At 75.4% G+C, this 10,577-nt stretch carries 8 protein-coding genes; 2 read left to right on the top strand and 6 right to left on the bottom strand.

The features are described from left to right. Positions 1–13: 13 nt before the first annotated feature. From ACI2L3_RS22865 to ACI2L3_RS22850, 4 genes are all read right to left on the bottom strand, one after another. Positions 14–3,787 carry an SAV_2336 N-terminal domain-related protein gene (locus ACI2L3_RS22865; RefSeq protein ID WP_404754222.1) on the bottom strand — a complete coding sequence of 1,258 codons (3,774 nt, stop codon included), beginning with the start codon at positions 3,785–3,787 and terminating at the stop codon, positions 14–16. Positions 3,788–3,791: 4 nt separating this feature from the next. Next, complete coding sequence (locus ACI2L3_RS22860; protein WP_404754221.1) at positions 3,792–4,793, bottom strand: AAA family ATPase; 1,002 nt, start codon at positions 4,791–4,793, stop codon at positions 3,792–3,794. Positions 4,794–4,884: 91 nt separating this feature from the next. Continuing rightward, the gene (locus ACI2L3_RS22855; RefSeq protein WP_404754220.1) at positions 4,885–6,894 is read right to left on the bottom strand and encodes a trypsin-like peptidase domain-containing protein; all 2,010 of its coding nucleotides are present in this window, start codon (positions 6,892–6,894) and stop codon (positions 4,885–4,887) included. Continuing rightward, the gene (locus ACI2L3_RS22850; RefSeq protein ID WP_404754219.1) at positions 6,887–7,300 is read right to left on the bottom strand and encodes a CU044_2847 family protein; all 414 of its coding nucleotides are present in this window, start codon (positions 7,298–7,300) and stop codon (positions 6,887–6,889) included. The genes ACI2L3_RS22855 and ACI2L3_RS22850 overlap by 8 nt, the downstream gene beginning before the upstream one ends. Before the next feature lie 209 nt (positions 7,301–7,509). On the opposite strand from ACI2L3_RS22850, the gene ACI2L3_RS22845 reads away from it, so the two are divergent. Continuing rightward, positions 7,510–7,692, top strand: coding sequence for a DUF6104 family protein (locus tag ACI2L3_RS22845; RefSeq protein ID WP_003961784.1), 183 nt, complete (start codon positions 7,510–7,512; stop codon positions 7,690–7,692). 51 nt (positions 7,693–7,743) lie between these two features. Here ACI2L3_RS22845 and ACI2L3_RS22840 read toward each other — a convergent pair whose 3' ends face one another. Further along, positions 7,744–8,694, bottom strand: coding sequence for a TIGR03620 family F420-dependent LLM class oxidoreductase (locus ACI2L3_RS22840; RefSeq protein WP_404754218.1), 951 nt, complete (start codon positions 8,692–8,694; stop codon positions 7,744–7,746). A 170-nt stretch (positions 8,695–8,864) separates the two neighbouring features. On the opposite strand from ACI2L3_RS22840, the gene ACI2L3_RS22835 reads away from it, so the two are divergent. Next, the gene (locus ACI2L3_RS22835; RefSeq protein ID WP_404754387.1) at positions 8,865–9,455 is read left to right on the top strand and encodes a TetR/AcrR family transcriptional regulator; all 591 of its coding nucleotides are present in this window, start codon (positions 8,865–8,867) and stop codon (positions 9,453–9,455) included. Between the two features lie 117 nt (positions 9,456–9,572). Here the strand turns inward: ACI2L3_RS22835 and ACI2L3_RS22830 are convergent, their stop codons facing one another. Further along, the gene (locus ACI2L3_RS22830; protein WP_404754217.1) at positions 9,573–10,412 is read right to left on the bottom strand and encodes a hypothetical protein; all 840 of its coding nucleotides are present in this window, start codon (positions 10,410–10,412) and stop codon (positions 9,573–9,575) included. Between the last annotated feature and the right edge of the window lie 165 nt (positions 10,413–10,577).

Genomic DNA, 10,577 nt, shown 5'->3' with positions numbered 1-10,577 from the left:
CGTTCGGTCGAACTCACGCTTCGCTCAGGCGGGCGATGGCGGCGCGGATCTCGTCGGCGCGGACGTAGGTGGCGCGCGGCCCGTACTCGGGAAGCAGCAGCCGCGCCGCGCGGTACTCCGCCAGCGCACGCTCCGGTTCTCCCAGTTCTTCGAGGGCCTCGGCGTACGACTGGTGTGCCTCGGCGGCGAGCGACGGCTCACCGGCGGCAACGGCCGCGTCGGCCGCCTCCCGGTAGTACTCGGCGGCCCAGTGGAGCTGTGCCGGGATCCCGGTGCGGGCGTGGATGCGCGCGGCCACCTCACCGCGCCGCAGCAGGCAGTACGCGGCGAGCACCGGGTCCGTGACGCCGCGGGCGACGGCGCCGAGGAGCCACTCCGCCTCGTACAGGTCGGCGAGCCCCTGCTGGACGTAGAAGCGCGCGAGGTACGCGTTGGCCAGGTGCATCCGGCGCTCGTCCCGGCCCGGGTCGCCCGGGGGCGTCGCGTCGACGGCCTCCCGCAGATGGCGTACGGCGTCGTCGGTGTCCGCCACGGAGGACGTCGCGACGCCGCGCCGGGCGAGGGCGGTGCCGAGCCGGGACATCAGCACGACCCTGCTCGGATCGTCCCGCGCCGTCAGGGGGAGGGCGTTCGTCCAGCCCCCGATGGCCAGTTGGCGGTGGTCGGGCAGGCCCGTGGCCAGGTGGCGCGCCCAGTACACGTCCGCGCCCCGCACATGGCAGGCGAGCGTCAGCCCGTGGTCGCCGTCGGCCGCTTCGAGCGCCTCCTCCAGGGCGGTGTGGATGAGCCGCTGCCCGCCGTCGTCGGCGTCGTGGCACCAGGCGAGCTGCAGCGCCTCCGCGAGGTCCAGCCAGGCGAGGCTGCGCTCGTCGGCGGCGAACGTGCCGCGTGCGAGAGCCTCTTGGAGGTCGTCGCAGGCATCGGCGGCGATGGCGGTCCCGTCCGGCGCGCCCCGGTCGCCGCCCTCCCGCGCGATCTCGCCCCGCCCGGTGCAGTGCCTCGCCAGCCGCTTGCGCAGCCGCCCCCTGAGCAGGAACCCGTCGGCCGGGTCGGGCCCGCTGGTCAGTACGCCGGTGGCGTCGACGGCGCGGCGCATGAAGTCGACGTACACGTCCTGCGGCCGGGGGCCGTCCACGCCGTGCCGGGGCCGGCCCAGCGTGCTGCCGTGGAACGCGGCGTCACCGAGGTCGAGGCGGCCCGCGCGGACCTCGGGACGCCGCACGGTGCCGGCCGCTCCTGCGCCCCCGCCACGTGCCGCCGACCCGAGGAAAACGCCACCACTGAAGTCGATGCGCGGCGCCCCACCGGACGCTCCCCCAAAGGTGTCCGCGAGCCCTCCACGCCCGGGCCCGCCCTCCACGACCCGCCCGCCGAACACCCCACCACGCCCCGCTCCGGCCGCGGTCCCGCCCCAGAGGCCCCGCCCACCGGAAACGGCATCGGAGGACGGACCGGAGCCCGACCCGGAGTTCGCGTCACCACCCGAGCCCGGCCCCGGGCCGTCAGCTTCCGCACCCCCGACCCGCACGCCCCCCTCCACCAATCGCGCCGTCACCACCGCCAAGCGGCTCAGCGTCTCCGCCAGGGCGCGCTGGGCCGGCCAGGTCGGGTGGGACGGGTCGTCGCCGGGGTGGGCGGAGATCGGGAGGAGTTCGGCTGTCGCGTCGTTCAGGAGGAGGTACTCGGCCCAGAGCGCCCCGCGCGTCCCACGGGGGCCGCGGGGCGTGCGTGGGACGGCGCCGGCGAGGTGGGCCGCCCGTTCTCGTACGTCGTCGGGGAGTGCGGCCGCGGCCGTGCCCGCGCGTTCCACCTCCTCGGCGATCTCCATGAGGACCGCGCCGAGGAGCAGCCGGGTCTGCGGCGGCCGGTCCGCGATCGAGACCGCGGCGCGCAGCCCCTCGCGCAGGTCCGCCACGCTCCGCCGGGCCGTCCATCGCAGGAACAGCGTCTCGCCCAGTTCGGCCAGGATGCCGTCGCGCCCCGCACCGGCCGGCGCGGCCCTGACAGCGGCCTCCAACAGGTCAACCGCCCGGTCCAGTTCACGTGCCCTGCGCCCCTGCGCGTACCGTTCGCGGGCCGCCCGCGCCGCCGCACGCAGCGCGGCCGCGTCGTCCCCCTCGGGGCCCTGCCCGGGCTCCGTCCACGTTCTCGGCAGGAACCGCCGCAGGACCTCTCCGGACACCTCGGCGAACGCCCGGAGGCCGGGGTGGTCGGCGTCGCCGCCGGGGCCGGGGGGCCGGGCCGGCTCGCCCGCGTCGCCGAGCAGGGCGACCGCCGTGGCGGGGAAGTTGTGGACGCTGCGGCCGAACCTCCGCTCCAAGTACTCCGAACAGTGCTTCTGCAGCAGCCGCGCGTCGTCCGGCGCGAGGTGCCCGATGAGCTCCTCCTCGACACCGTCGAGGAACTGGTAGGCGAGCACCTCGGGGTCGTCGTCCCGCTCGCTGCGCTTCAGGAGCCCGCCGAGCAGCACCTCGGCGAGAACCTCGGGCCCGCTGCCCGCCAGCATCGCGCGTTGCACGAGCTGCATCACGGGCAGGATCGTCGGCACCGCCGACAGGTACACGGCGAGCTGCCAGGCCGCGGGCGACGCGGTGCGCCGGAACGCCCGCACCCGTTCCCCGCCGCCGACCTCCTGCCGGGCCCGCACGGGTGCGGAGGACGGCCCGTGGCCCGCCGAGGCCAGGCCCGCCGCGGCCTCCAGGGACTGGCCGGTCGCGCCCGACACGAGCCTGGCCCAGCCCTCCACGGACGACCGGCGCAGGGCGAGCACCGGTACGGGGATGCCGGGACGCGGCCGGTCCTGCGCGCCACCGCCGTCCGCGGGCTCGAACTCCAGGTGTCCGGCGGGCCCTTCCCACCGGTGCAGGCGTCCCCGGCGCGCGGGCAGGTGCGTGCGCCGCCACATCCGCTGCGGCAGCGGCTGCACCACGGCGACCGGCGCGAGCGTGCCCCACCGGTACAGGAGCCGCTGCATCAGGCCTGCGCGCCACATGGGTCCGGCGCAGTCGCTGAGGACGAGGGTCAGCCGGCTGCCCGTGGGGTCGCTGAGGCGCCCGGGGTCCTGGAGCGCGGCGCCGGGGCGGGCCGTCGCCGCGTATCCGGGCCGGCCGTCGGCGCCCTCGTGCAGGAACTGCACCTGCACCTCGCGGAAGGCCCCGGACCGCTCGCACACGTGGCGCAGCTCGCCGAGTGCCTGCTCCCACACGACCGTCGAGGTCGACAGGTCCATCACGAGCAGCAGCCGCGCCTCGCGCCGCCGCGCGTGCCGCAGCACGGGGACCACGAGGCCGGTGTCGGCGGCCCGCTCCGCCGTGGCCTGTTCGTCGAGGTGGCGCGGCACGGGACGGACGGGCGGCCGGTACCGCTGCAGGGGCCGCAGCGCGCGCTGGAGGGCGAGCGGGGCGGGCAGCACCGCGGCGGCGGGCACCTGCACGGGGACGCCGCCGGGCCGTTCGGGGCCGCCGCCGTCCTCGACGGGGACGACGAGGCGGGAGCGGGGCGCGGGGCGGGGCGGCGGGTGGGGCGTGGGGGCCGGCGGGGCGGACGTCCGGTGCGGGTCGGCCTCGCCGGGCGCGTCGCCGGACCGCGGGGGCCGCGCCCGGTCCGCTTCCGGGCGGCGCGCCCCGCCGGCTCCGTCCCCCTCGTCGCACGCGGCGACCTGCGCCGCCAGCCACAGCGAGTCGGCCAGCTCCTGGACGGTGGGGGCGAGTTCGGCGTCCCGCAGCCGCGACACGAGCACCGCGAGCGCGTCGCTCACGGCGTCGGTGCGGTGCGGGGCTGAGGTCATGGCGTCACCGCGGCCCGCGGTCCAGGGGCCGCATGAGCAGCCCGGCGATCTCCTCGCGCCGCTCCGGCTGCTGCCGCGCGGCGTGCTGGGCGAGGAAGATGGCGTTCAGGAGCTGGTCGGTGGGGCGCAGCGCGCCGTCGGCCTCGGCGTCCGTGAACTGGTCGACGAGGTCGATGTTCATGTCGTACGCCCCCGTCCCGAAGTGCGCGAGGACCATCGCGGCGAGCCGCTGGTCGCGGGGCGGTTCGAGGTCGAGCGGCACGCAGCGGCGCAGCAGCGGCCCGGGGAACTCGCGCTCGCGGTTGCTGGTCATGACGACGACGGGGAAGGCGCGGCAGCGCACCCGGCCGCGGGTGACGGGCACGCGGCGGCCGTCGTCGGTGAGGACCCGCACGGTCTCCTGTCCCGGCCGGTCGGCGATCCGCTCCAGCTCGGGGATGCCGAACTCGCCCTCCTCCAGGACGTTGAGGAGGTCGTTGGGCAGGTCGATGTCGCTCTTGTCGAGCTCGTCGATGAGCAGGACGCGGGGCCGGTCGGACGCGATGAGCGCGGTGCCGAGCGGGCCGAGCCGCAGATAGCGGCCGATGTCCTCGGCGTGGTCGCGGCCGAGCTGGTTGTCCTGGAGGCGGCCGATCGCGTCGTACGTGTAGAGGCCGTCCTTGAGTTCGCTGCGGCTGACGATGGCCCACTGCAGGACGCGGCCGAGCCCCAGTTCGTACGCGAGGGAGTGCGCGAGGGTGCTCTTGCCGGAGCCGGGTTCGCCGGTGACGAGGAGGGGGCGCCGCAGGTAGAGGGCGGCGTTGATGAGTTCGAGGGTCTCGGCGCCCTGCACGGACATGGGTACGTTGCTGTCGCCGAGGCGCCGGCGCGTCGCGGAGTCGATGTCCGGGACGTCGTACGGCACCGGTTCGGCGTCGAAGGCGCGCCAGGGCGGTGGCGCCGGCAGCCGTCGGATCCTGTCCGGATCCGGACCACCGACGCCCTCGTAGATGAACCATCCGCTCACTGCGTGCTCCTCGTCGACGGTCGGGGGGAATCTACCCACGATCCGGCCCTCGCCACCGCGTGCGCACCCGTGCGCACCCGCGTCGGCCGCCTCACGGCGAGTCCGCCGGCATCGTGTCCTCGGGCGGCAGCGGCCGCCGCGGGTCGTCGTACAGCAGGGCGAGGGGTTCGGCCCAGTGCCGGTCGTCCCTGCCGCTGCTGATGTCCTGCCGGAGGTGCCGGATCCGGTCGGGGAGCTCGGCGACGGAGCCGAGCCGGCCGAGCAGTTGCTCCACGCCCGCGTGCAGGTCCTCGCAGGTGTCCTGGCAGCCGCGGGTGGCGTGCCCCTCGATGTGCCAGAGCACGACGCCGTGCCCGCTGCCGAGGGCCAGCCTCATGGCGTCGCGGCCCACGCCGCGCCCGGCGGGCCGGCACATCACGGGGATCACGGTGTGCGGCAGCTTCTGGAAGTGCCGGGCCTGCGGCCTGCTGTCCCGTTCGGGCACGCGCGCGGGCGCCAGCGCGCGTGCCGCGGTGATCGACTGCCAGCGGTCGTGCCAGTCGGGGTTGTCCGGGTCGGCGCGGCGTGCCAGGTCGCGCAGGACGACGCGGCGCTGGGTGCCGAGCCGCTCGGTGGCGTACAGCTTCGCGATGTCGTCGAACCGCCAGCGGTGCACCTGGGTGTCGAAGTGCTCGGCGGGCAGGGCGAATTCGAGCGGTACGGGCGGCCCCTCGCCGTCGAGCCGGTGCAGGGTCCTGCCGAGGGGCGCGCGCAGCGCCTGGACGAGCTCTCCAGGGAGGAAGCCCTCTCCGGAGTAGTCCTCGGCGGCCAGCTCCGTGTCGTACTCCCCCTGCGGGTCACCGTGGTCGACCCAGATCTGCCAGTGGAAGCGGGCGGGCGTCACGCTGATCACCGGGTCGAGCAGGACGGTGACCGTGGGGCCTTCGCCGGGGCCCGGGTAGGGCACGGCCGCGCGGTCGGGGCCGCCGGGGCCGGGGAGCAGCCCGTCGGGCAGCCGGGCGTCGGTGACCAGGGCGTGCAGATGGACGCGGTCGTCCTCCCTGAGCCGCTCGGCGACCCACTCCTCAAGCCGTCGCGCGTCGCCGCCGCGACTGTGGACGTACGCGGCGACGAGCCGCAGGTAGTGCAGGAACGTCAGCGCGTCCTCGGGCAGGGCGCTGTCGTAGAGCAGTCCGTGGCCGTCGCGCCAGGTGAGCAGCGCGGGCACGGCACCGGGCGGCCTGCGTCCCCGCACCTTGCGCACGATCTTGGCGACGGACGGCGCGGCCCCCGGGGCGGGCAGCCGGGCGAGGAGGCCGAGCGCGGCGCGGCGGTCCTTGGGGGTCCACTGGTCGGGCCCCGGACGCCGCTCCATGCCGGGCAGCCGCTGCTGTTCGTCGATCCAGTTGTCGCCGGTGATGACGCGCGGGGCCGTGCCGTGCCAGCGGTCGTGGGCGGCCGTCACCTCGCGGTAGGCGTCGCCGAACTGGCGCAGCGCGAGCGTCGCGACGGCCATGCCGCCGTCGCGCTCCCTGCGGCGCGACTTGATCAGGCCGACGACGGCGCCGGTGCGCGGATCGAGCAGCGGACCGCCGGAAACCCCCTTCGGGAAGGCGATGTCGGGCTTGAAGCGCAGGCCGGTGCCGTCGTCGCGGACGTTGATCTCGGCGTCGGCGCTCCAGGGTTTGGCGCCCGCGCTGCTCTCGTTCTCGTCGGGCCGGTAGCCGTACGCGACGACGTCACCGAAGGGCCGTACGGCACGGTCGGCGAGCCACACGCACTCGTGCTCCACGGTCTCGTCGAGGAGCCGGACCAGGGCGAGGTCCTCCTCGGGTGGCAGCACGGGCCGCTCGTGGTCGCCGATGAGCCAGTGCGCCAGGCGGGCGGTGACGGGGATGCCGTCGTTGAGGTCGGTGCCGCGCACGGCGAACGTCCGCGCGCGGTCCCTCGCGAGATACGGCCGCAGCACGTGTGCGCAGGTCAGCACCCACCCGGGCGCGACGAAGAAGCCGCTGCCCCACATCGCCGACTCGGTGCCGTGGGCGCCGTCGCCGTCCGCCGCCATGAGGTGGACGGTGGCGGCCTGCGCGAGGGCGTCGAGCCGGGGGGCGGGCTCAGGCATGCGGGGCGGGCGGTGGAGTGGGAGTGGTCGGCGAGGTGGCAGTGGTCGACGCGGTGGTGGCGCCGTCCCGCGGGGCGCTGCCGGCGCGTTCCAGCTGCCACGTGAGCGTCACCTGAACGGACGCCTTCGCCTCACCCTCGGCGAGTACGGCGATGACCTTGCCCGGCTTGGCGCTGAGCTCCACTCCGAAGGTGACGCTCGCCTCGTCGGGCTTGGCGGCGGCCGCGGCGTCGAGCACGGAGGCGCCGACCCCGCGGATCAGCTCACCGAGCTCCTCGACGCGGGCGACGGCGGTGTCGAGCACGCCGACGTCCTCGTCGTCCTCGCCGTGGCGGCCGGACGCGCCGATCCGCGCGTGCACGATCTTCCCGCCGGGCAGTTCGATCCGCTGGACGTGTCCCGCCACTGTCCCCCGCTCTCCGGGCAACTCACCCTTGCGTCTCGCCACTTGGCCTGCGACGAGGTTAATGGCCCGGATGGTTGCAGGCGGTCCCCGAACGGCGCACGAAACCGGCCAGGTGGGAGCCGTGCGCGTACGGCCTACCATGAAGCGGAAACAGCCGTCCTTACGTCTTCACGTCTTCGCGCAGAGGCCGTCCGCAACAGGAGCATCAGTTGTACTTCACCGACCGTGGCATCGAGGAGCTGGAGAAGCGGCGCGGCGAGGAGGAGGTCACCTTCGAGTGGCTCGCCGAGCAGCTCCGCACCTTCGTGGACCTCAACCCCGACTTCGAGGTCCCGGTGGAGCGCCTGGCGACGTGGCTGGCGCGTCTTGACGACGAGGACGAGGACGAGTAGGTCACCGGAGAGCAGTCTCCGGAGCGGTCACCGGAACAGCCTCCGGAGTAGTCACCCGCCGAGCAGGGCGGGGGCGAGCTCCCGCCACTGCGGCAGCGGCAGGGCGGCGGGATCGGCCGTAAGGACCTGTACGCAGACGTGGTCGGCGCCCGCGTCGAGGTGGGCCCGCACGCGCGCGTGGAGCGCGTCGACGTCTCCGTAGGCGACGATCGCGTCGACGAGGCGGCGGCTCGGCCGGCCGCCGGCGATGTCTTCGTCGCCGAACCCCATGCGGCGCACGTTCGCCGCCTGATGGGGAGCGCTCGTGACATAGCCCGCCACGTGGCGCGCGGCCACCTCGCGCGCCCGGTCGACGTCGGTGTCGAGGACCACGGCCTGCTCGACGCCGAGGAACGCGTCCGGCCCCATCGTCCGGCGGGCCAGCGCGGTGTGCTCGACGGGAACGAAGTACGGGTGGGCGCCCCAGGCGCGCTCGGCGGCCAGCGCCAGCATCTTGGGGCCGAGCGCGGCCAGGACGCGGCGCGGGGCGGGGTCGGGGACGGGCCCGTGCGCGGGGGCGGCGTCCATGGAGTCCAGGTAGCCGCGCATGGTCGAGAGCGCCTTTCCGCGCGCGGGGACGCGGTAGCCGTCGACCTCGACGACGGTTTCGTCCACCCGGTGACCGCCGAGGCCGAGCAGATAGCGCCCCGGAAAGGCCTCTCCGAGCGTGCGTTCCGCCGCCGCCATCGGCAGCGGGTCCCGGAAGGCGATGTTGGCGATGCCCGACGCGACGACGATGCGCCGGGTCGCGGACAGCAGCAGCCACGCCTGTCCCACGGTGTCCCGCCCGAAGGCCTCCCCGAACCAGAGGGCTCCGTAGCCCAGCTCCTCGATCTCCGCGGCGGCGTCCCGCACTCGTCCCGCGGGCTGCCCGTCGAAGGCGAAGGTCCACACCCCGACCTGGCCGAGCCCGTCCCGAGCCAGACCGCCGCCACCACCACGACCGTCACTTACGCCACTCATGCACCCACCCCACACTTCAACGCACCGGAGAACCTCTCCGTTTACCGCGCCCACGATACGGAGAACCTCTCCGTATGGCTAGCCTCGACGCCCTGCCCAGCGCGTTCGCGGACCGGAGCGGCGACACCTGCGGCTGGCACCCGGGCACCGCGGCGCGCGAGGATGGCCCGATGACGACATCCCGGGAAGCCTCCGCAGGCAGGCAGCCGCGTGCGGACGCGCGGCGCAACCGCGAGCGGATCCTCGCCGCGGCACGCGAGGCGTTCGCCGAGTACGGCGCCGAGGCCTCCCTCAACGAGATCGTCCGCCGCGCGGGGGTCGGCCCCGGCACGCTCTACCGCCACTTCCCCACCCGTCCCGCGCTCCTGACGGCAGTGCTCCAGGACCGCATCGACACGCTGTGCGGACACGGGGACGAACTGCTCACGGCCGACTCGCCCGACGGCGCGCTGAGCACATGGCTGCGCGCTTTCCTCGCTCACGCGCGCGTGAACCAGGGGCTGGGCGGCGCCCTGTTGGTCGAGGAACCGGAGGGCCCGGACGCTCTGGGCTCCGACTGCCATCAGCGAATCCAGGACACGGCACACCGGCTCCTGACCCGGGCCCAGCAGTCCGGCACGGCACGGCCCGACCTCACGGCCGCCGACCTGGTCCAGCTGGTGATCGGCGTCGCACTGTCGACGACCCACACCACGACGGACCCGTCCCAGCCGGACCGCCTCCTGGCTCTGGTTCTGGACGCGGTGCATCACCGTCCCTGAGCCACCGGTGCGGGGCCCTGAACCATCCACCGCTGAAGCGCCTCGCCGGGGTTGGGTGGGCCACCCTCGCTGGGGTTGGGTGGGGCACCCTTCGCCTGACTCGCCCCCTCCCACCCCTCACCTCCGAGCCCGCACCCGGTCGTACGCAAGGCCCCCCGCTCCCTGCACCAGCAGCAGCGCGGCCGCCGCGCCCCACCCCCCGCTGCGCCGCCGCACCGCCCACACCGCGAGCGGCAGCCCGGCCGCGACCTGTGCCGCCGCCAGCGCCCGCGCCCTGGGCCCGCGCATCCAGGGACCGAGCGGCCCCTGCTCGGCCACGTCGAACTCCGCCCGCACCGCGTCCCGCCACCCGGGCCACTCCACTTGCCGCACGCCCTGCTGGACGCGCGCCACCTCGCGCAGCCGGTCGGCCGGCTCGCCGGGGCCGAGGCCGGGCGGGAGGGCGAGCCCCGTGCGGGTGAGGACGGCGAGGAGTCCACGCATCCTGGCGCGCGCGTCGGCCTCCGTGTCGGGCCGGGCGAGCGCCTCCAGGGACTGCATGTCCAGGACGGGATCGAGGCCGAGGCGCGCGGCGAACGTCCGCATCGCCTCGTCCTCCCCGAGCGGCGTCCCGTTCGCCAGCCACTCGTATCCCACGGTCCGCCGGAAGCCCGCCGCGAGGGTGTAGCCGGAGCGGTCGCCGTCCCACCAGAGGGCGAGGACGGGCCAGCCCGAGCCGACGGCGAGGGCGGTGGCCCACCCCGTCAGCACCCGGTCGACCGGTTCGTCGCCGTGCAGCCACGGCTTACCCTCGGGCACCAGCACGCTCCAGCCGGGGCCGGCCTCCACGAGCAGCATCCGCTCGCGGAGCAGTCGGGCGAGGGGCTCGACGGGGTCGGGTTCGGCCCGGCAGAGCAGCAGCGCGCCGACGGCCGCGGCGGGCCCGGCGGAATCGGGCGAAGGGGCGGGGGACGACATGAGCCCACGCTAAGACAGATCACCGCAATCGGCGCATACAGCTCGGCGAGTGAGGCCCGGGTGAGGGGTTCACTCGCCGGGTGTCTTGACTTCCCCGATCCGCGATATATCGTGAATGGCAGAGACGCGATATGGCGCGTCGCGTCCGGCCCGCCAAGGAGGTCA

It is taken from the genome of Streptomyces sp. NPDC029674 (assembly GCF_044903205.1).
Taxonomy (GTDB): domain Bacteria; phylum Actinomycetota; class Actinomycetes; order Streptomycetales; family Streptomycetaceae; genus Streptomyces.
Note: the sequence above shows the minus strand (reverse complement) of the source record. Positions and strands in the feature narration are given on the sequence as shown.